Raw genomic sequence first — 21,385 nt, forward strand, 5'->3', positions numbered from 1 at the left:
ACCCTATGGCAATCAAGAATGGACCCAAGCCGAGGCCCAGCGTTCCGGCTTGAGTTACACCCTCCGCCCCCGCGGGCGGCCGCGTAAGAGTAGTTAGAGAAAAGACCCCCGTCCCCTTTTCTCTCTCTCGAGACTTTTGGACTGGACTAGAACTATGCCACAGACCGACATTTTTGTGACCGATCACGACTTGTATCAATTGGTACAGTTTCTTCTTGATCAGAATTGCAGAATTGTTCCCGACCTGAATTACAAAGAGCCATCCCCACTATTGATTGATAGCATGAGGGAATTTGAGAACACTCGAACCATTCAGGAAGAGAAATTGTTTTTTGTATTGAACAAGTCATGGCAAAAGTCACCTCTGGATTTCGGTCAATACGAAAAGGAGGGACACACCATTTATTACATCAAGCAAAAAAATGGTGGACCGACACTCGACATTTATGCACCGCTTCCAATCGTCCACAAGGATAACGTTGTTCTTCCTCACGGCTTTATTGCTTATCACGGTCAGTTTTGGAATCCCGTCGTAGAGGCAAATGAAACCGCTCCAGATCCCCTTAAGTCAGCTTATTTGAATGCCAGGAAGTTTCTGCGAAGAAATGCAATGACACGAAAGGCCAATAAACGCACATATGTAATTGCTGCAAACGCAAGGAAGAAACTCGAAGAAGGCTATGCTCTAGGGGCACCTTTTGAATCAGAGTAGGCTCCTACTTGCACAATCCGATCGAGCAAGCTGCGAGCGTCCTCCGGCTGCGGAAAAGCCACAATGTTGTCATCTGTTCGGCTGAGTGGCGCTGCCCAATCTTTCATTATGTTCAACCTCTGACCGAGAGCCACTGCCGCCCTCGGCAGTGTGAAGTGGCGAATCGGCTGGCTGTGGTAGTCGGTTAGGGCAATCGGTGTGATGGATCGCGGGGTGGACGGCAGCGGCTATTTTCTCGGAGATCACCTTAGTGGTCGAGAAACCAAGAATTCTGGCACCTTTGCTAAACCTGCCGTTTTAGCGAATCTCTTTTGCCGGGTTTTGTGGGACTTCGGCGATGGCTTCTTTGGGCTCAGCTGTTTCCTCGGTCTTCTTTTCGGTTTCGGCCGAGATCGATTCGGCTTGGGCGACGCGAAGCTGAACTTCGGTGGCATAGCGTGTCTCAGGCCGACCGCATTGAAGTTCGGGGCGAATTAGGAATTGCCCGGCTTCTTTCGTTTCGATCGTTACCGTCAAACGAATGCTCTGGCCTGCTTCAATGGTCAGCGGATCGAACATTGCCTGGCCTGGGGCGATGCGACCGGTGTGCCCCTCGACCTTGATCGGCTCGATCCCTTCCGACATGTTGACCACGGCTTGAACCAAGTCGGTAGGCTTATCGCTGAGGTTGGTCACCTCGATCCCATATTGGACTGGCTTGCCTTGGATGACAGGCACCGAAGGGGTGAAGATTTCCATTTTCAACGCGTCGACTGGCTGACGCATCTCTTCCGCAGTGACCAACGTGTCGATTTCCTGTTTGACCGGTTCTGCGGCTGCGATGTCCTCTGCAGGGGGCGCTTCAACAGCCGTCCAGGTAACGTCGACCGACTTGCTGGCGAGGGATCGCAAGAGCTTCCAGTCGTCGGCCGTTACCAGTAACGAGTTGGTGGCAGGGACCTTGTTGTCTGTATCAACGACGACCGAAATGTCGCCCAGCGAGAGTAACGTCACGTCGTCGATTTTCTCGACGGTGAGATCCGCGTTTTCAGGAACCTTGATGGCATGTTGCCCGATCGCCATGCGTCCGGCGTAGAGGTCGCCCACGGACATGCGAATCGACTTGGATGGCAAGTCGACATGAATCTTGATCGGCCCTTGCAGCACTTTGATCGAGTCGCCAGGGGTTGGGCTGTAGCCCTCTTCCCAGCTGTTGATCGATCGCAGGAAGCTTTCAGGCACGGCATACTTTTGTGAAACTTCTTCTAGCTTCATGCCTGGCAGAAAGGTCATCGCTGGTTTCGCCAAGTGCTTGTTGGGGGCAAAGATGACCGTCTTTGCGAGTTGGTCCCCTTTGGCAAGAACTTGTTCTCGTTGCTCGTCGGTGAGATCTTCTCGGTACGCCAGGCGTTCGATTTGCGTGAGCGCCGTGGCCCAGGTAAATGCGGCTTCCGACTTTTCAATTTCGGACCATGCATCTTCGAAGGACAGCACCTTGGGCAAAATGTCTGCCGTCGCCGGGGTTTCTTCCTCGGGTGCGGACTCTGTTTCCGTTTCTGTTTTCGCGTCTGCCGAGAAGTGGCTCTTGGGTTTCGTCGTCGGTCCGTTGGTAGAAACGGGGATGACCGGAACGGACCCTTGTCGATCTTCGTGGACCGGATTGGCTACGAACTCGTCGGTCGGGGTCGCTTGCTCAGCAGTCAGAATGGTTGGCACTTGCTGCACGCTCACCTGGCTTCGATTCTCGGCGAGCTCGGTGAATGCTTCCTTGGAAAAGAGCGGCGCTTCGCCGGCGCCATTCGCTTCTGCCGAAGGCGATGAGGCCAATTGATTGCGGTAGATCACGTACCCGTTGTACGCAACACAGACTAAGAGTCCCACGATCAAAAGATTACGAAGTACGGACACGGCATCCTCGGCTGGAGCGAGTTTTATCGAAATAATTGCGCAAGTTAGGAGTGCTGTATCAAATCTGAGGAAATCGTTCCAGGCCAATTGGGGGAGAAAATGCCAGCAATATCGCACGAGTCTGCTCGTCTGCGAGAAAATCCATGGCGGTAATTGGGATCATCTTCTAGTATTAAGTAACTCACCAAATTTGTTCCTTCCTCACCGACCGGCAAGCATGCATCGACCTGCCCCCACCGCCGACTGGTCTTCGCCAATCCTTTCTGAGGGGCAGGCTGCGCAAGCGGATCAGCCCAATCGCGAAGCTTCCGTTGGGTGGCTTCGTTTTGAAACGATCCAAAACTCGGCATCGTTTATGGTCTCGCTGATCGTCCATTTCTCGCTGGTCATGGTGATGGCCATGTACACGATCATTGAGTTGCCCACGCAGCAGATCGAATTGGTGGTGGTCGAACCGGATGTCGAAGACCGCGAGCGTCCCTTAGAGATCGAACTCGACGAGTCTGAAAAGATCGCCAAAGAAATGACGCTCGCGAATCTGACCACGCCTGAGCAGGGCATGGCCGGATTGGTCGAAGCATCGCTCACCGCGCCGCAATTGGAAATGCCTCCGACTGAAATCGCCAACGCACCCTTGGTGGCGCTGCAGGCCGAAGCGCTGCTTACCAAGGATGTGGATTCGCTGATCGAAGACATGCCGATCGGAACGGTCGGTTCGGTTCAAGCGGTCGTCGGAGACTACCAGGAAGCGATGGACCAGATCTCGCAAGAATTAGTCTGGATGCTTTCCAAGGATAATGTCCTGGTCATCTGGCTGTTCGATCAGTCGGAAAGCATGCAGGACGACCAAGCCAAAATTCGGCAGCGAATCCACCGCATTTACGGAGAAGTCGGACTCAGCGAGCATGCCCGAGGAGACGCACTGACGACCGGCGTGGCCAGCTTCGGGCAAGGCTTTCAACTGCATACCAAAGTGCCCACCGCCGATGCTGAAGAAGTCGATCAGGCGATTGCCTCGGTGCCAGTCGATCCTTCCGGCGAAGAGATGTTCAGCTCGGCCGTGGCAGAAGTGCTGACGCTGCACCGTCGTTACGCCAAGATCGCCGATCGTAAGGTGGCGCTGATTGTCGTGACCGACGAAAGTGGTAACACCAAAGACAATGAAGGGCGGCTCGAGAAAGCGATCTCGATTGCTCGGGCAACCGATACGCGGGTATTCATCCTGGGACGGGAAGCGGTCTTTGGTTATCCCTTCGCCCATGTGCGGTGGATGCATCCCGAAGAAGGAACCATCCATTTGCTGCCGGTCGATCGCGGACCCGAGGCCGCCCTGGTGGAGCAACTGCAGACCGATGGCTTTGGTAAGCGCACCGATGCGTTGACCAGTGGCTTCGGGCCCTTCGAACAAGTCCGCATGGCTAAAGAAACCGGCGGCATCTTCTTCATGCTTCCCGGCGAAGAGGCGAACATCAACAACGCGATCGATCGCCGGTATAAACCCAAAACGATGGACATGTATCGGCCGAACCTGAGCTCTCGGATGGAGCAAATGGGGGAAGTCAAAAATGACCCACTCAAGACACTTGTCACCAAGATCATTTACGACCTGAATCCTTATCAGGAAAGTGTCGCCGACGTGATCGAGATCCAGCAGGTCTTCAGCAACGACCTGAAACAATTTCGCCAAGAGGTACGTCAGCAGCAAGCCAAGATGATTACGTATATCACGTACCTGGACCGAGCGATCGAAGCGGCTGAGAAGAACCGCAGCCTAAGAGACGAGTCGACCTCGCTACGTTGGAATGCCAACTACGATCTGCTGTATGGTCAGCTGCTTGCCTATCGGGCTCGAGCATTCGAGTACGGCGCGTACCTGACGAACTTTGCCGAGAACCCACCGACGCCTCCGCAAATGCCTGGGTATATGGAATTTCGTGGTTGGCGATTGGCCACGGCCGACGAGCTATCGGCCCCTGACAAGACCGAAGCCGACATCTCGCTTTCGCGTGACGTGCTGCAGTTTGTCATGCAAGAGCACGAAGCCACGCCGTGGGCGACGCGGGCCAGTTGGGAGATCAAGCGTGGTTTTGGCGTCAAGCTCGAGCCGATCTTCTTCGATACCCGCCGAGTCAATCGTCCTCGACCGGCCGCGCCCGGCGGACCACCTCGCATGCCGGTACAGATTCCGAAGCTCTAGTTCCTGCTTGGCGTGAAAAGCCTTGCCGGGGCTTCGCCTATTCGTCGTCGTTGATCAGGAATCGGGCAGACGACAGTCCGTAGCGTTGTTGATTCACTTCTTCCCGCGACATCCCCGAGTTGGTCAGCTCTTCCTGCTCGCTGGGTAATTCTGTCATCGTCGCATTGGCGGTCGAGTAGTTTGCAGAGTAGCCCATTGACTGTTGGTAGGCTTCGTCAGGCACCGCGATGGGGTCGCTCTTCGCGACTCCCAGCAGACACGCGACGTCGAGCATGGTTCCGGCGATAAAGCGGCCAGGGCCTAAAACAGCGTGATAGAACATGAGCGCTCGATTCCAATCGTCGGAGATATGAAAAGGATCGTCGACCATGCCGCCGAGCCAGCCCATGTTGTCGGTGTTGGCGTGGGGGATGAATAAGAAGGCCATGCCGATATAGATCATCGCGAAGCCTGCGGAGACCAACCCGCTTTGCCAGACCGGCAGGGGCAAAAAGTATAAGGGAACCCCAAACAGCCCGGCCGTCATCAAGGAGGCGGCAATCAGCTTGAAGAAGACCACCCACTTGCTCTGCTGAGCGACGTGCTTGGTGTTGACCTCGATGTTGCCAACCGGCTGAGGGTCGTCTAGTTCGCACCAGTATTCGTAAAGACTCATCGCGACCGGTCTTCCCAAGGAATATTTGCTTAGCTGCAGGACCTTTCTACAAACCTAACCCACAAACGGTGCAGGGGCCGAAATCGGGTTGTTTTTGAGAAGGGGTCTCATTGCTGTCAAAGTTGGGCCTTTTTGGATTTAGATAGGAGGAATTTGATTTCCGGAAGATTACTATGAGGCGGATTGGGCGGAATCAAGCGATTTTGCCGACTTCCTGTTTGACAACCATGTGCTGTGGAGAATGGTGAAATGAACCGTGTTATGCTCGTGCTGATTGGCTTGCTTTCGGTCGCCCTGCTAAGTGGCGTCGCCATGGCGGATAAGGGTAAGGATTCCAAGTTCAGTACCGAAGAGATCATGAAGAAAGCCATGAAGGGTGGTTTGGTCGCTAAGGTTGCCAAGGGGGAAGCAAGCGAAGAAGACCAGAAGCTTGTGGTCGAAATGCTGGAATCGCTGGCCAAGAATCCGCCCCATAAAGGGAGCGAAGAAAGCTGGAAAGAAAAGACCGCCGCATTGTTGGCAGCGGCCCAGGGTGCCGTCGAAGGCAAAAAGGGCGCAGATGCCAAATTGAAGAAAGCGATGAACTGCAAGTCGTGCCACGACGAGCACAAGTAAGCAATAAATAGCAGGTTTACTGAGTTTTCGACAAGGGCCCTGGGCGATGTTCGCCGAGGGCCTTATTTCATTGGTTGCGGATCTTCTAGGTGTGCTGTAGCCTAAACGGATTACGCATACTCCTTTGACACCCGCCATTGACTAAGGATTGAGTTCCCCATGAGTCGTTTTTGGATTCTCGGTATTGTTCTGCTTGCCCTTCCGTTTTGCGTCGGCTGCCCGACAAGCACTCCTACCGATTCGCCTGAAAGTAAGGCCGCGGCGCCAGAGCCAGACGATCCGGAAGCGGTTGCCGCGCTCGAGAAGCTGGGTGGCAAGCTGACCAAAGATGGCAATGGAAACGTCATCCGCGCTGATTTTTCGGCCGTCGTGCCTGAAGACGTCAGCGAGTTTGAACCGATCTCGAAGCTGAAGCAATTGCAGCTGATCAAGTTCTACGGCGCGGAAATCACCGACCAGGTCACGACCTACATGAAAGACCTAACCGAGCTGCGTGACGTTGATTTCACCAACGGTGTGATCACCGATGCAGGCGTCGAGAATCTGACCAACTCGAAGAATCTTTCCGCGTTCGGTCTTCGCCGGACCAACATCTCGAACAAGTCGCTGGAAATCATCGCCAACAACTTCCCTAAAGCCCGTTACCTCGACTTTCGTTACTGCAACGTCGACGACGAAGGGATGAAGTCGGTTGGCCAGATGAAGAACATGGAAGTGTTGCGAACTGAGGGTGCTTTCATCAGCGACGAAGGAATGGCCCACCTGGCCGACCTGACCAAGATGCGTTTCCTGAACCTGCGTGATAAGAAAATCACCGATAAGGGAATCGCCTATCTATCTGGGATGAAGAACCTGGAGACGCTGGAACTGAACGAAGTCGCTTGTTCCAACGAAGGGCTTTCGCACATCCAAGAGTGCGTCAAGCTGAAGAAGCTGCACTTGTTCCGTACCAAGGTCACCGACGACGGAATGCAGTACCTGACCGAGATGAAGGACATGGAAGACTTGAAGTTCCGCCAGTCGCCGGTTCGTGGCGAGCAGATGGAACAGCTCAAAGGGATGACCAAGCTGAAACGCCTGGACGTGAGCGAAACCCCGTTTGTCGACGATGGCGTGGCCGTGGTCGCGACCTTTGAAAACCTGGAACTGCTCAACCTGTGGAACACGTTCATCACCGACGATGGGCTGGCACCGGTTAGTAATCTCAAGAAGCTGAAAGATTTAGACCTACAAAACTGCGCGTTGAGCGATGCCGGCGTGAAGCACCTGGAAGGGATGACCTCGCTGACCAGCTTGTCGTTGAAAGAGAACAGCTCGATCTCCGACGAGTCGATTCCGGTCCTCAACACGCTCACTAACTTGAAGAAGCTGACGCTGAACTTCACGCAGATTTACGATGACGGTGTCGAGCAGCTCAAAAAAGCCAATCCCAAGCTGGAAGTGAGCTTCTAAGCCGCACCGCTTAACCCAAGAGAAGCCTGAGCGATTTTGTCGCCCAGGCTTTTTTAATGCGCTACGTGCCTGCTTTCTTTCGCAGCGTGCGCAGGGCCCGGTGCGCGATCCGCTGGGTGTGTTTCGAGTTGGTCTCTGAAAGCCAGGCAGCGCAGAGGTTCTCGACAAAGTCAGGCCGCGTCTTGCTGGCATCGTTCAGCCAGTTGGCGACCGAATCTTGCACGTACTTGGTTTCGTCTTCGCGGCACATTTCCAGCAGCGGCTGGGCGATTTCCGGACGCTCTTTCAAGTCCGTAATATGCTTGGTCCATACACCACAGGGCCGAGAGAGCTCGATCGCGAAACGCCGCATAAGATAGTTCTTATGCTTAACAAACGGATGCAGCTTTTCGATTTGCGAAACAATGGCATCGGCAGCCGGGACGCGGACGCTCATCCAGGCCGTTTCCCGCAAGCCCATGTTCGCATCGGTGGCAAACACCCTGGCGCGTTTTAGACGCTGGGCAAAGGAAAGCTTGGCGTCTGCTGCATCCATGAAAGCAGCCCAATTGCGAAAAGTATCGCTCGGGTGGGAAGCCAACTGTTGGTAGACACTTTCGCGAGCATCGCTTCCCGCAAGCGTTTCATGAAAGACGCGACCCGTTTGGCCAAGCCTCTGCATGATGCCCACATCGGCCAGCTTTTTAATCGCTGCGGTAATGCTTTTGGCGGACTTGTCATCCAGCGAAAGCTGCGACTTCGCATTGCGAAACAGCTTGGCATGGTCGACGGCTAGAAACTCGACGAGGTTGACCGTTTCGATCTCACCTCGATTCAATGCCGCCAGAACGTTCGACGGAATCTCGCTCCGCCGAACGGCACCTTTGCGTGCTCTTAAGACTTCGAGATCAGCCACGGCTTTGCCTGTTGGGTTAGCTACCGACCGTGGAATCGAAGACGCGAACCGATTCCCAGTTTTCTTTGCTCTCGGCAATGAATTGCAGGTGACGCTCGGCCGTCTGGTAGGCATTCTGAGATTCGAGCGAATCGAAAACCACATGCAGGGCGACTTGAAACGCACGGTCGTTCACCGGACGATCGAGTTCTTCGGTCAGCACACCGGCGGCAAAGAAGACACAGCCAGGGTGCCCGGAAAGGTATTTCTGGCAGGCCTCGACCAACTTCTGCTGGGCTTCGGGCGATTTGTCTTTCAGGGTGAAGTAAACGTTGTGGGCGATTTGCGTCAAGTTTTCCATAGCAGGCAATCGTCTTCTTAAGCGAACAATAAGGGGGTTTGGTGAAGCAGTGCAATGTACCTAGCCTCTTGTCCGATCACAACGCAGGCGCATGAAAAAGGCCGCGGTAAAGACCACGGCCTGGGTTGCTTGCGACAGCGGATGGGGCGGCGGTTAGGCTTCTCCGCGGCGACGCGAGGTGCCGATACCGGCACGTTCGAGCAGAGACTTGCCGAGGATCTCTTCGGCCACGTTCTCTTCCGCCGGAGGTGGGCCGGTTGCGCCCAGTTCGATCGGATCGTAGTGCAGCTCGTACTCGTGCTTGGCGATCGCGATCGTATTGCCGGGATCGACTCGCTTGTCGGTATCGCGAACGCGTTTCCCGCCTACCTTCGTGCCGTTGCGGCTGTTCTGGTCTTCGATGAACCAGTATCCCTGCTTAATGTAAAGCTGGCAGTGATTACTGGAGACATTGGCAAACCGCAGGACGACATCGCAGGTCTCGCGGCGACCAATCAATAAGGTTTTCTTCAGCAGAGGTATCGGGTCTCCCCCGCCAACGGGGAGAAGCTCCCCAAAATTCTGGGACATTCAAGTGCCTCGTTCCGGTAGTGGCTAGATGATAAGTCTAAAATCGATAAGAATGGCCATCTCTCAATTTATCAATTCCTTAACACGAGTCAACATTCATCAACAAGGTTTGATTTGTCTGCGACGGTTGAAAATAGGTGGCACGAGGCAGGGCTTCGTTACTATGCCTACAGTTGGTATCTTCGGCAGCGATTTGGCGAGCGTATTCAGAAGGTAAGCCTCGACGCGAAGTTTACCTGTCCGAATGTCGACGGCACCGTCGCCAAGGGGGGCTGTACGTTCTGCGATAATCGTAGCTTCAGCCCGAGTCGCCGAGAGCCGATCCGCGACATTACCGATCAGTTGGCCAACGGCATGACGCGGCTTAAGCGGCGTTATAAGGTCGACAAGTTCATTGCCTACTTTCAGCCGGCTACCAATACCTATGCCGCTGTCGACAAATTGCGACCGCTTTACGAGCAATCGATCGATCACGAGAAAGTAGTGGGCCTGAGCATCGGGACCCGGCCGGACTGCGTCGAACCTGACGTGATGGACCTGCTGGAAGAGTTCGCCGGGCGAACCTACATGACGGTCGAATATGGCATGCAAACCATACACGATCGTTCGCTCGATTGGATGAATCGGGGACACCACCACGACGCCACGGTCGACGCGATCGAGCGTAGCCGAGGACGCGGTTTCCAGATCTGTTTGCACGTGATTTTAGGCCTGCCGCATGAGTCGCATGCCGACATGATGGCAACCGCTGCGGAAGTCGCTCGGCTGAATATCGACGCCGTGAAGATCCACAATCTGTACTGCGTGAAGAACACCAAGATGGCCGATCAGGTCGCTTCCGGCGAAGTGGTCCTCATGGAACGGCAGGAATACATCAGCACGCTGGTCGATTTCCTGGAACGCATCCCGGCCAATGTGCTGGTCGAGCGAACCATCGGCGATGCTCCGCCTGACTATTTTGTGGGGCCAAGCTGGTGTCTGGATAAGTCGGCCGTGCTACGGGCAATCGACGACGAGCTCGTCAAACGCGATACGTGGCAAGGGAAGTTCTGCGAAGTGGAAACCGCGTAGACCGGAAGAGTTCTTAAGCACGGATGGGATTGAAGAGATTAGTCAGCCCCCATCCCATTCCGCGAGTCATCGCGCATCAAAAAGACCCGAGTGGATCGATAAGCCGGGTTTTGTCCTGCAACGAGTGCAGGGATAGTCATTCCTCTACGGCGTGAATTGCTCCACGTCTCTAGCAGCGTACCCGGCGGTAGGTGACGGGCCGGACGAGCCCGTGCGGCGTTGTTGCCAACGCGTTTTCCGCCTGTTTGCCTTGCTCCGGGTGGGGTTTACCAAGCCAGCTGAGTCACCCCAGCTGCTGGTGCGCTCTTACCGCACCATTTCACCCTTACCGTTCCCCGAAGGGACTTAGGCGGTATATTTTCTGCGGCACTTTCCCTGATCTCACGACCGGTCGACGTTATCGACCACCCTGTCCTGTGGAGCCCGGACTTTCCTCCCGCTGGCGGCAAAAATGTCGTCAGCCGGCGACTATCTGATCCACTTGGGTCAATGTTTAGCATAGGTTAGCGGCCTGAAATTAGCCACGTGGCTGTATGCAGAGTGTTCACATTACGACGCAATTAGCGGGAAAAAGTTCGCCCATCTGCGAAAATTCCCCGCGAAACGCTGCTTTAATTCATTAGAATAGTGATCTCGGACCCTCCTCAAATTCCTCCTTATCTCGGGACAAGTTGCACGATGCGCGCGATCCAACTCTCCTATGGGCTAGCTGGCCTGTTGCTTTCTATCGCTTTTATTTCTTCGGCAGACGCTCAAGACCGGGTGTACGAGCTTCGCACCTACACCACCAACGAAGGCAAGCTTGAGAACCTGCATGCTCGGTTCCGCGATCACACGGTGGGGCTATTCGAGAAACAAGGCATGCAGAACCACGCGTACTGGGTGCCCAACGAGGGCGAAAGTGCCGATAACACGCTGGTTTACATCATTTCTCACGAAAGTACCGACGCGGCCAAGAAGAGTTGGAAGGCTTTCATAGAAGACCCAAAGTGGAAAGAGGTAGCCGCCGAATCAGAAAAGGATGGCAAAATCCTGGCGAAACGCCCCGATTCGGTCTATATGGAAGCAACGGACTTCTCGCCGCAAAATTTTGAGTCGGCCGAACAACCACGGCTGTTCGAGTTGCGTACTTACACCACGGCGGAAGGTCGCTTGCCGGCTTTGCTTCAGCGGTTTCGCGATGGCGAGCTTGCGTTGTTTGAAAAGCAGGGGATGACCAACGTCGCTTATTTCACCCCCGTCGAAATGCCGAATACATTGATTTATGTCGTCGCCCACAAGGATGCCGCCGCCATGAAGAAAGCCTGGGACGGTTTTCGCAATGACCAAGAGTGGCAACAATTATGGGAGAAGTCGACCAAGGATGGAAAGATCGTGATTAAGGTCGATCGCCAGATTTTGCGTCCCGTGGATTACTCGCCTATGAAATAACTCGCAGATACGCCCCCCAGGATGTAGGGAAAGGGGTGTCCAGGATTCTGTTCCTATACAGAATTAAACCAGTAGCGTCTTATCTATGGGATTGTCAGGCTTAGTCTGGCTACCACAAGCGAAGGTTCACGAGCAGATGAAGATTGGATTTCGCTGCCGTCATTGCCATCAAAAGCTGACAATCTCGGCGTCTGCTGCGGGAAGCCACCAAAAGTGTCCCCGTTGCTTGTCAGAAATTGTTGTCCCTTTTCCTCCTTCGCAGCAACCGACCGATCATCCGGGGGCCACGCAGCACCGGGGAGATCCGCTGAGCGAGGCGACATCGACCGAGACGTGGAAATCAACTCCGCAGCGGTCGTTACGTCTTCCTACGCAGCGAGCCGAGCATTTCGAAAAGTGGTCGCCGCTCAAGGTTCCAGCCTTCCCGGAAGATGGCCTGCGAATCCTCAAGGCCTTTGGCCCACCGGTCGAGAAAACCAAGCCCACTTGGACCTACAAACTGGGCGTGGCCATTGTGGCGTTAGTGATGATCACCCTGCCGCTGATCTATTTCACGTTTGTCGGCAGTATCTGTTATGCGACCTATTGGTATTTTACCCAAGCGCAGTATTGGCTGTTCCCGGGAATGGTGGGGCCCCTGCCTTACTTTGTGGGCTCGGCGATCGGCACGATTAGCAGCGTTGTCGTTTTCTTTCTGTTGAAGCCTGTTCTCGCGCGCCCCGCGCATGTGGCCCGCACACGAAGTATCACTTCGCAAAGCGATCCGATGCTTTTCGCGTTTGTGTCTCGGGTGTGCGATGTGGTTGGCTCACCGTTTCCCTCGCGAATCGATGTCACGTACGACGTCAACGCTTCGGCCAGTTTTCGGTCGGGCCTGGGCAGCATCCTTCACGGAAATGACCTGGTCCTGACCATCGGTGTTCCCTTGGTGGGCTCGTTGACAATGCGGCAGTTCGCTGGCGTGCTTGCTCACGAGTTCGGTCACTTCAGTCAGGGGACCGGCATGCGGCTGACCTACGTTATTCGTTCGATCAGCGAATGGTTCGCGCGAGTGGTCTTTCAACGCGACGAGTGGGATAAGTGCCTGGACATGCTGTGCGGTCCTGAATTTTTGCCGTTAACGGTCATCACCTGGCCCGCCCGGTCGTGCGTGTGGCTGTCGCGGCAGTTGTTGCGGATGCTGATGAATGTAGGCCTGTTGGTGGGTGGATTCCTTCTGCGAGAAATGGAATACGACGCCGACCGGTACGAAGCCCGCGTCGCCGGCAGCAACGAGTTTGCCGAAACCAGCTGGCGAATTCAGTTGGCCAGTTACGCCTGGCTGCACGCTCAATCGCAGATTTCCCAATTGGCCGAGCGAGACATTCTGATCGACGACGTGGCCCTGTTGGTGCGGCATCATATCGCCAGCATGTCTGACGCGATCAAAGAGCAAATCCACCGCGACATCAAGTCCGGCAAGAGTGGGCTGTTCGATTCCCACCCCTGCGAAGCGGCTCGCTTTCAAAACGCCCAACGCGAGAACGCTCCTGGTATTTTCACGTTAGAGGATGAAGCGAAAAATCTATTCGCCGACTTCGAATCGATGGCCAAAAGTGTCACGTGGGATCTGTACTGTCAGTATCTTCGCCGCAGCGTGAAACGGAAGACTTTGCAAGACACACAGACCGTGCTGATGCGGTATCGAATCGGCGTGGGTACGGTCCGCCCGTGGAATGAACCCGACTACTATTAGGTTTCTAACTGGCCTACAATCCTGTCAACGTGAGGTGGCTTTGAAGTGCTCCTCTTGATTGTCGACTGAGATCTCTTCCACGAGTCAGGCATGTCCTCCAAAGCACAACCAGTCAAGCTGCCGATCATTGGGTGGCGCGAGTGGGTCCAACTTCCCCAACTCGGGATCGCCAAGGTCAAAGCGAAAATTGACACCGGTGCCAGGTCTTCGTCGCTGCATGCCTACGATCTGAAATACGAAGAACGCGACGGAATACAGTGGGTTCGCTTTAAAGTGCACCCACGTCAACGAAGTTCGGCCGATCAGGTTGTGGCCGAAAGCCCGGTGCTTGAGTTTCGCAAAGTTCGCAGCTCGAACGGACACGTCACCAAAAGGCCGGTCATTCTGACGATGGTCGAACTTCTTGGGGAATTATGCGAAATCGAAATCACCCTGGCCAATCGCGATTCGATGGGCTTTCGCATGCTACTGGGCCGCGAAGCCATCCGAGGACGGTTGCTGGTCGATTCGGGCGCATCCTATTTATCGGGAATTCCGAAGAGGCTCAAAGGGAAGCGAATTGCTAGTCCCACCGTCGCCAATCGCACTTCTCTGAAAACCGAACAAGATGCCACCTAGCATTTCGATTGTCTCACGTCAAAATGTCACTACGATGACGTTAAAGGGGAATCGCTTTCCCGGCGTCATGCTGCTCGTTAGGGCGGCCCCCGTATTTAACTCCTGTCGAGATGGAAGCGCGACGCGATGAAGTTAGGAATTCTTTCCTGCAACCGGTTTTGTTATAGCACTCGCCGCTTGCGTGATTCCGCAGCTGAGCGCGGGCACGACGTTAAGGTCCTCAACACGCTGAAATTTGCGATTGATCTCGAAAAGGGAGAACCGGACCTTTACTTCCGTTCGAAGCAGCTCACCGCGTACGACGCCGTCTTGCCGCGCATCGGCGCCTCGATCACTTACTTCGGCACGGCTGTCGTGCGGCAGTTCGAGCAAATGGATGTCTTCCCGGCGAACAGTTCGTGGGGGATCACCAATTCACGCGATAAACTGCGTAGCCTCCAGATTCTCAGCCGCCACCAAATTGGCATTCCCCAAACGACGTTTGTGCGCGATCGGGCTGATATTCTTCCCGCGATCGAACGTGTCGGTGGGGCTCCGGTGGTGATCAAACTCATTGAAGGAACTCAAGGGGTTGGCGTGATCCTGGCCGACTCCGTGAAGATCGCCGAGGCCATCATCGAAACGCTGCACAGCACGCGGCAGAACGTGTTGGTGCAGAAGTTTGTGAAGGAAAGTCGCGGCCGTGACGTCCGCGCATTCGTCGTGGGCGACCAGGTCGTGGCCGCCATGCGACGGATTGCCCAAGGAACCGAATTCCGCAGCAACGTCCACCGTGGAGGCCTGACTGAAGCGGTCGAGTTGGACGATCGCTACCGTGAAACGGCCGTTCGTGCCTCGCAAATCATGGGGCTTCGCGTCTCCGGCGTCGATATGCTTGAAAGCGACACCGGTCCTCAGGTCATGGAGGTGAACTCTTCGCCTGGGCTGGAAGGGATCGAACGCTGCACCAAGCTCGACATTGCCGGGGCCATCGTCGATTACATCGCCGCCCAGGTCGACTTCCCCGAGATCGATATCCGCCAACGTTTGACCGTCAGCCGCGGCTACGGGGTGACCGAAATCCACATTCCCGAAGGCTCGGAATACTGCGGCAAAACGATCGACGAATCAGGCCTGCCAGACCACGACATCAACGTGCTAACGCTCTACCGCGGCACGTCGGTAATCCCCAACCCGCGTCTCAAGCGAACGTTGGAACCAGGCGATCGGTTGCTTTGCTTCGGCAAACTCGACTCGATGCGAGGACTGATCCCAGAAAAGATCATCAAGCAGCGCCGACCGAAGATCAAGAAGCTGTCGAAGTCAGCGTTGGAAAACGGCTAACTCGACGCGGTTGGGTCAATCTTCCGGTGGTGTGCCAATCCTCGTTGGGTAACGAGCCGCTTCAATTCAACAGGCAGTCGGTGAAGGCCCTCTTTATGGGCCTGAACTGACCGACATCGCTACGTTCGTCGAAGTCATCGTACTGCGACTTTGTGCCGGCGGCGAAGTATCGATTTAGCATCTGGCCGACCTGTTGCCGGACGTGCCCGTTCTCGCCGTCTTTGCGTTTAGACCTTCTTTGCATGTCGACAAAGAGGTGCTCGTGGTGCCCGGCGGTTTTCGCTTCCTGATTGGTCGGTCGGGGCGGCGGCAACCTGCCAGAGTCGGCCGAAGTGGGCTCGGTCTCAGGGCTGGGATGCAGTACGTCTGGGTGCGTCAGGCACAGCCGCGGGGGCGAATTGGTCGCTCGGCAAACCGTGCCGCTTTGCTGGGTGTCACCAGATTGGCACGGTTGGGGCAGGGGCCTGGCCGCTTCGGTGACTTGTCCTGCGGTGGTCTTTGGGCGAGGGTCTACGGGGCGGATGAGGTCCGAAGTTGTGGCCGGTTGGTCGACGTTCTCAGGCTTAATCCGCATCGGCACAGGGGCCTTCACGATGCTGCGCCGCTTTTTAATTCGCGGCGGAGTAACAGCGGGCGACGCTTCAGAGGCCGGTGCTGCACAAGCCGGCGCCGCACAGACCTGCGCCGCACAATCCGGCGTAGTCTCGGTACGACGCGCGAGTGCCGTTTGCAGTCGGTCGATCTCTTGCTGCTTCGAGCGAATCTCTTGCTGCAGGTCTTGAAAGAGCTGCTTGGCACGATCGGCGATCGGCGTTGGCACACGCTGGCTCGCGTCGGTCTGGCGGCTGCGCATGGTCTGCTTGGTGAAATTGGACATGGAAATACTACTTTCGAAAAAAGGGGATACGATGCCCACGTCAGCGTGGGCGTGTTGTTAGGTTCACGAGATTGAGATGAGTCTTGCCGTTGGTTGGGCAGACCGTGTCGCACGCCCAATCAGATTGGGGGCGTGACTCTCCGAATCAAGAGTGATTCGAGGTGTGATTCGTGCAATTTAGGGACGAAACGCTTCTGTGAGATCGTGCGTCCCGAATAGTTTTTAAAGCGGAGGGGGGAGGAAAGGAAATTTCCCGGTCCCGGTATGCCGCCTCCGGACATGTACCTATGTATACCATCCTGGCGCGATCATTTCTAGGGCGCAAGCAAAATTTTTTTAACATTCAGCACCGACCGGCCCTCGCGGGCATCCCTAAGCCTGCTTGGGCGTGTGGGTTGCGGAGATTGAAATTTTTTTTAGCAACTTCGATGCGATAGATGCGTCCCCGCGTCCGGCGCAGGGGTCCCCGTGGACGCGGCCATGGCACACGTTAGCAATGGAGCAGATTGTGTCGGCTGATTGCTCTGCTCCTAGAAACGAGCACCAGTAACTTCTTCATCAGACGCACGGCTAACGCATACTAACTCGTTGGCAGGCCAATGATTTCTGCGAGGAAGTTCACGTTCCTGCCTGCCATGCGTCTTCGCATCACGATGCTTTCCTTGCTTTTCTGCTGCTTGATTAAGCTGATCGCCATGCGTTTGAGCCATGCCAGGTTCTCGGCCGCGTAGCGGTTTCTGACGCGACTGTCGTCCTCTCGGAACGTCACGTCGAGCGACCACTGCAACGTGTTCTCGATCCCCCAGTGACCGCGAACGGCCCCGGCGAATTGCTTCACGCCCAGGCGTAACGAGCTTATATAATAACGACATCATCCTGATCAATCTGGCGAGGCATCGGCTCTTCCCTGCAGCGCGAGACACGGATTTGGAAAAGCGTTATCATCGCAGAAAGAGATTGGTCGCGCTGCCGTAGATTACCTAAAGTGCGCGCTGGCCGTGGGCTAGAATCAGGATGCGGTTCGGGATGTTTATATTTTTGCTGCTCTTCATATGCTTTTCGCTTTTTTATATGTCTGCTTTCTTGGAAGTGTTGCTAGGCACGTAGTTTATGGTGCAATCGCCGTGTGAGCCTGCCCTGGATGATTAAGTCCCAAGAGATGCCCGAACTCATGAACAGCAGTTGATTGAGTTCCTGAGGACGATTGGTAGCCTCTTGGAATCAATCGACAATGTAGCAATCGTAGGCGAACTTCTCTGCCTAGTCGATCTCACGTATCACTCGGCACGGGTTGCCAGCGGCGAAGACGTCCGGCGGCAGGTCTTTGGTAACAACGCTGCCAGCGCCGATGACGGTTCGATCGCCAACCGTTACGCCAGGGCAGAGGATCGCGCCGCCGCCGATCCACACATCCGAGCCGATGGTGATCGGCTTGCCGAACTCCTGCTCGCGACGAAGCTTCGCTTGCAGGGGATGCGTGGCGGTGTAGATCTGCACCGACGGGCCGATCAGCGTGTGATCGCCGATGGTGACTCGGCACACATCCAGGACGACGCAGTTGAAGTTGAAGTAGACGTTCTCGCCCAGGTGGATGTTGCGGCCGTAGTCGCATTGAAAGGGGGGCTCGATCGTAGCGGTCGCTCCACCGGCCCCCAGCAACTCGACCAGAATCCGCTGCCGAGACTGCACGTCGCCACGCTGCTCGTGATGTAGCCGGTAACAAAGCTCGCGAGCCTTAGCCCTGGCAGCGACCAGGTCGGCGTCATCGGCACGATATAACTCGCCACGGAGCATCTTTTCGCGTTCAGAAGGCATGGCTTGGCTCATTATTTCCGGCTACTGAGAGTGTGCATATTAAAAGCTCTCAAATCAATCTGATCAGCGAGCTTTTCAAGGTGGAGGATAACGGGACCGAAGTGAGTCGTTGTAAGTGTTTGTTTTAAAGGACTTCCGGGAATCAGCTTTTCCTTGTCCGACATCTTATCCTATCGAATCACACGGTTGTCTACGAAGCTTTACCCGAAGATCAAGCCAAAGGGGTACCTCAGATTGACTTACCCTATCATCGTCATCACGTTCGGCTTCGTGTTCGTGCGAGCGTTCCAAATGGCACGTCCACCAGTCGTAGTGGGCTGGCAGGCTGCGGCCATCATTAGCAAGTGAAGACTGTCTTGCCTCGTGTTCGACCCTCCCACATCGCACGGAATCCATCTCTCGCCTGTTCCAGCGGCAGAACAGCACCGATCTCCGGCTCGATCCCGGTCTGGGCAAGCAAGTTCATCAGGTTTCTCATGTCCTCTTGAGTACCCATGATCGAGCCTGTGATAGTCAACTGGTCAGCGATTACCGGAAGAAGGTTCAGCGACACGTCGAAGCCTGTTGTTCCTCCGACCGTTACCAGCGTCCCACCACGAGCGAGCGATGACAGGCTGTGCATCCAAGAGTCTGAGCCAACGTTATCAATGACTGCTCGCACCTTTCGTGGTAGAGGGTGATTGGAAGGAAAGGTCTGGTGGGCACCGAGCGCCTTCGCCCGGCTTTGACCTTCTTCCGAACGACTTGTAGCCCAGACCTCGAAACCCGCCGCCCGACCGAGTTGAATCAGAGCGGTCGCCATGCCCCCTGTAGCCCCTTGAATCAACACTAACTCGCCCGCACGTAGTTCAGACTTCGTGAACAAGGCACGGTAGGCGGTCAGCCATGCCGTGCCCAATACGGAGGCGTGCAACATCGAAAGATTCTTGGGAAGTGGAACTGCATTGCGTTTCGGCACGACGGCGTAAGAGGCGAGAGTGCCGTGGATAAACTCGCTCGGAATGTGCCACTTAGGATCGAGCGTCTCATCTCCACGCCAGTCATCGCTGCCCATCATGGGGTAGATGACGACGGGTGTGCCGTCATCCAGAGTGCCTGCCCCATCGTTGCCCAAGATGATTGGATAGGAGATACCTTCGGGGTGTCCACTAATTCCCTGGAGTGTGAAGACATCGTGACGATTCAAGCTGGCGTGGCTAATCTTCACTCGCACCCATCCTTCGGGTACGTTCGGTTCGGATTGCTGCCCGACCTCCAAGGCCGAAAGCGGGTCGTCGGGAGCAGCGTGCGTGGCGTAAACTGCTAACATTGCTTGCTCTCCTTTCTTGCTCACAGTGTGATTTCCAATGTTTTGATCTTGTCGCCTTCGAGTCGGAAGAAGTACTGAAGATTGACGGGGCTACCGGGAAAGTTGCCCGTGAGTCGGCTGGTGACGATCACTTGTCCGTCCCGCCGTTCACACACGAAAGGTTCGCATGTGTACTGGTACTTAGCCGAGGCATCCGCCTTCCATTGTCTGATGGCGGGCTGCCCCTTGAAGGTGCATCCCTCATCCTTGACGACGGTATTTTCGGTGAAGCACTGAGCAACGGCCTCGCTGTCGCTCGTATCAGCGAAGAAATAGTTGGCGACGGGCATTGGAAGATCGAGAGTCATGGGTCATTCCTCCAGACAGGTCGGTGAAAATCACGAAGCACTTGCTTCGTCTATCACATAGACACCTGCGGGGATCGACCGTGACAATTCGTTGCGACATTTTTTCAGTTCAGATGCAGCGTATTTCGCAAAGCCTCATTCTCCAGCAGACGCCGAAGCCAACCGACTTGATCCGTAGGCTGGAGAAACGGGTGATCGCCGTAGATGGCGGCGTGCTGTCGTTCTACGACATCCTCGACTTCGTGAACCGTTGCCGGTGCGACATCCCGAACTCGCTGGACATGCTCAGGAACGAACAGGAGATGGTGGGGATCGACGTGGCCGTGGTCGATGAAGCCACGGGTCTTCTTCGGGCAGCGACAGGGATTGGACGTGTTTACCAGTCCACACTGATCGTTCATAAAGTTGTGGAGATCACGGCGGGCACGACTTAAGCATTGGCGGAAGTTCTCGGCTGTCATCTCCAGTACCTCGCCGCCAATTGAATCGCTGACGCCTAGTATCTCGCCCAGCGTAAAGATCAGCCGTTGCCTGCGGTCGAGGCAGAGCAACATCCCCATCGTGCAAACATTTTTGGCTTCTTCGACCAATAGCGGAACAGCGACGGGGACTGTCATCGGATCAGGCAAGTCGAGGTCAGGCGTGCTGTCGATGGCAGCTCCGTAGGCGTCAAACGTTGTCACTTGCATTTCGGCTCTGCGGCGTTTCATGTTGAGGACGTGATTAGTCGCAATGCGGTAGAGCCAAGTGCGGAACTTACTCTCGCCCTTGAACGTACTGAGCTTGGTGATGACCTTGACCAGCACTTCCTGCGTGACCTCCTCGGCGTCGTGTGGCTGAAACACCATGCGGACGGCGATGTTGTAAATCCATGCTTGATGCCGCAGAACCAACTTCTCAAGTGACGAGCGGTCCCCGTTCTTGGCCTGCTCGACCAACTCTGAGTCCGTTGCATCGCTCCCGACGTCCTCGGTGAATGGATTGAACACGATTGCACTCCCTATATGTTATATGCCCCACGGACAGACATTCCCCCGATCTCTTGGACACAGCAAATCGGCGACCGTGACAACTCTCTGGTGACATTTCCAAGGAAGCGTAGCGTCCCCAATCGAATACATGATCTCCCCTTCGAGACAGTTAACCGCTTGCCGCCGACTTCGGGGCGGTAGTAACCCGTAAAATGTCGATCTTGAGTGACGTTGCTTTCGTGTGCATGGCTTTGGTGTCTCTTCTGAGATTTATCAAATTCACCATGATTTTCACGAAGCAACTATGCGACAAGCGTTAAACGCAGAGCCACGTGATCGAAAGATGACGTGGCTTTTTCGTGGTCGGATCGGTACAGATTAGGAGGCGTCCCACGCCGCTTCGGGTGCGTTTGGAATTGATTGGCGGCAAACCTGCGTGGCCGCACTACGGACGCATCTGGCGAGTCGATATCGTGCGGTTTGATACGACATGCTCCGAATTTGATACAAATCCGATTGATACCGAATTTGATACAAATTCCGGGCACGAAAAAAGCCGTAAGTC

The 21,385-nt window shown here is 55.3% G+C and carries 19 protein-coding genes, 1 other RNA gene and 1 pseudogene; 9 read left to right on the forward strand and 12 right to left on the reverse strand.

The features are described 5' to 3' along the window. The first annotated feature begins 154 nt into the window (after positions 1-154). Positions 155-712 (forward strand): hypothetical protein, encoded by a 558-nt coding sequence (locus HOV93_RS24925; RefSeq protein WP_207399274.1) that lies wholly within the window; start codon positions 155-157, stop codon positions 710-712. Between the two features lie 297 nt (positions 713-1,009). On the opposite strand, the gene HOV93_RS24930 is transcribed toward HOV93_RS24925, so the two are convergent. After that, positions 1,010-2,599 (reverse strand): hypothetical protein, encoded by a 1,590-nt coding sequence (locus HOV93_RS24930; RefSeq protein WP_207399275.1) that lies wholly within the window; start codon positions 2,597-2,599, stop codon positions 1,010-1,012. A 217-nt stretch (positions 2,600-2,816) separates the two neighbouring features. Between HOV93_RS24930 and HOV93_RS24935 the strand changes: the two genes are divergently transcribed. After that, complete coding sequence (locus HOV93_RS24935; protein WP_207399276.1) at positions 2,817-4,796, forward strand: vWA domain-containing protein; 1,980 nt, start codon at positions 2,817-2,819, stop codon at positions 4,794-4,796. A gap of 37 nt (positions 4,797-4,833) precedes the next feature. On the opposite strand, the gene HOV93_RS24940 is transcribed toward HOV93_RS24935, so the two are convergent. Beyond that, positions 4,834-5,451 carry a hypothetical protein gene (locus tag HOV93_RS24940; RefSeq protein ID WP_207399277.1) on the reverse strand — a complete coding sequence of 206 codons (618 nt, stop codon included), beginning with the start codon at positions 5,449-5,451 and terminating at the stop codon, positions 4,834-4,836. 249 nt (positions 5,452-5,700) lie between these two features. Here HOV93_RS24940 and HOV93_RS24945 point away from each other — a divergent pair, with 249 nt between their 5' ends. Beyond that, positions 5,701-6,066, forward strand: a complete 366-nt coding sequence (locus tag HOV93_RS24945) for a hypothetical protein (RefSeq protein WP_207399278.1) — start codon at positions 5,701-5,703, stop codon at positions 6,064-6,066. Positions 6,067-6,225: 159 nt separating this feature from the next. Continuing rightward, positions 6,226-7,518, forward strand: coding sequence for a leucine-rich repeat domain-containing protein (locus tag HOV93_RS24950; RefSeq protein ID WP_207399279.1), 1,293 nt, complete (start codon positions 6,226-6,228; stop codon positions 7,516-7,518). A gap of 61 nt (positions 7,519-7,579) precedes the next feature. Here the strand turns inward: HOV93_RS24950 and HOV93_RS24955 are convergent, their stop codons facing one another. The 3 genes from HOV93_RS24955 to HOV93_RS24965 all read right to left on the reverse strand — a co-directional run bounded on the left by HOV93_RS24955 (position 7,580) and on the right by HOV93_RS24965 (position 9,323). After that, positions 7,580-8,413: a hypothetical protein gene (locus HOV93_RS24955; RefSeq protein ID WP_207399280.1), complete on the reverse strand. Its 834-nt coding sequence runs from the start codon at positions 8,411-8,413 to the stop codon at positions 7,580-7,582. 16 nt (positions 8,414-8,429) lie between these two features. Beyond that, positions 8,430-8,753, reverse strand: a complete 324-nt coding sequence (locus tag HOV93_RS24960; RefSeq protein WP_207399281.1) for a Dabb family protein — start codon at positions 8,751-8,753, stop codon at positions 8,430-8,432. A 153-nt stretch (positions 8,754-8,906) separates the two neighbouring features. Continuing rightward, entirely contained in the window at positions 8,907-9,323 is a 417-nt protein-coding gene (locus tag HOV93_RS24965; protein ID WP_207399282.1) for an FHA domain-containing protein, read from the reverse strand. Between the two features lie 114 nt (positions 9,324-9,437). Between HOV93_RS24965 and HOV93_RS24970 the strand changes: the two genes are divergently transcribed. After that, positions 9,438-10,394, forward strand: a complete 957-nt coding sequence (locus HOV93_RS24970) for a TIGR01212 family radical SAM protein (RefSeq protein WP_207399283.1) — start codon at positions 9,438-9,440, stop codon at positions 10,392-10,394. A gap of 83 nt (positions 10,395-10,477) precedes the next feature. Here HOV93_RS24970 and rnpB read toward each other — a convergent pair. Next, positions 10,478-10,878: RNase P RNA component class A (gene rnpB, locus HOV93_RS24975), an RNA gene on the reverse strand. A gap of 194 nt (positions 10,879-11,072) precedes the next feature. Here rnpB and HOV93_RS24980 point away from each other — a divergent pair. From HOV93_RS24980 to HOV93_RS24995, 4 genes are all read left to right on the forward strand, one after another. Beyond that, entirely contained in the window at positions 11,073-11,825 is a 753-nt protein-coding gene (locus HOV93_RS24980) for an NIPSNAP family protein (RefSeq protein WP_207399284.1), read from the forward strand. 226 nt (positions 11,826-12,051) lie between these two features. Beyond that, on the forward strand, positions 12,052-13,560 hold the full coding sequence (locus tag HOV93_RS24985; RefSeq protein WP_207399285.1) for a M48 family metallopeptidase: 1,509 nt from the start codon (positions 12,052-12,054) through the stop codon (positions 13,558-13,560). 90 nt (positions 13,561-13,650) lie between these two features. Next, complete coding sequence (locus HOV93_RS24990) at positions 13,651-14,178, forward strand: ATP-dependent zinc protease family protein (protein WP_207399286.1); 528 nt, start codon at positions 13,651-13,653, stop codon at positions 14,176-14,178. Positions 14,179-14,304: 126 nt separating this feature from the next. Next, positions 14,305-15,501: a RimK family alpha-L-glutamate ligase gene (locus tag HOV93_RS24995; RefSeq protein ID WP_207399287.1), complete on the forward strand. Its 1,197-nt coding sequence runs from the start codon at positions 14,305-14,307 to the stop codon at positions 15,499-15,501. Between the two features lie 61 nt (positions 15,502-15,562). Here HOV93_RS24995 and HOV93_RS25000 read toward each other — a convergent pair whose 3' ends face one another. From HOV93_RS25000 to HOV93_RS25025, 6 genes and pseudogenes are all read right to left on the reverse strand, one after another. Next, entirely contained in the window at positions 15,563-16,378 is an 816-nt protein-coding gene (locus tag HOV93_RS25000) for a hypothetical protein (protein WP_207399288.1), read from the reverse strand. Positions 16,379-16,958: 580 nt separating this feature from the next. Beyond that, positions 16,959-17,246: pseudogene (locus HOV93_RS25005) on the reverse strand (ISAs1 family transposase); the annotation flags it as partial. Positions 17,247-17,638: 392 nt separating this feature from the next. Further along, entirely contained in the window at positions 17,639-18,193 is a 555-nt protein-coding gene (locus HOV93_RS25010; RefSeq protein ID WP_207399289.1) for a sugar O-acetyltransferase, read from the reverse strand. A 337-nt stretch (positions 18,194-18,530) separates the two neighbouring features. Next, the gene (locus HOV93_RS25015) at positions 18,531-19,502 is read right to left on the reverse strand and encodes a quinone oxidoreductase family protein (protein ID WP_207399290.1); all 972 of its coding nucleotides are present in this window, start codon (positions 19,500-19,502) and stop codon (positions 18,531-18,533) included. A 20-nt stretch (positions 19,503-19,522) separates the two neighbouring features. Then, complete coding sequence (locus HOV93_RS25020; protein ID WP_207399291.1) at positions 19,523-19,849, reverse strand: nuclear transport factor 2 family protein; 327 nt, start codon at positions 19,847-19,849, stop codon at positions 19,523-19,525. Positions 19,850-19,953: 104 nt separating this feature from the next. After that, on the reverse strand, positions 19,954-20,838 hold the full coding sequence (locus HOV93_RS25025; RefSeq protein ID WP_207399292.1) for an RNA polymerase sigma factor: 885 nt from the start codon (positions 20,836-20,838) through the stop codon (positions 19,954-19,956). Positions 20,839-21,385: the final 547 nt, after the last annotated feature.

Source organism: Bremerella alba, from assembly GCF_013618625.1.
In the GTDB taxonomy this organism is placed as follows: Bacteria; Planctomycetota; Planctomycetia; order Pirellulales; family Pirellulaceae; genus Bremerella; species Bremerella alba.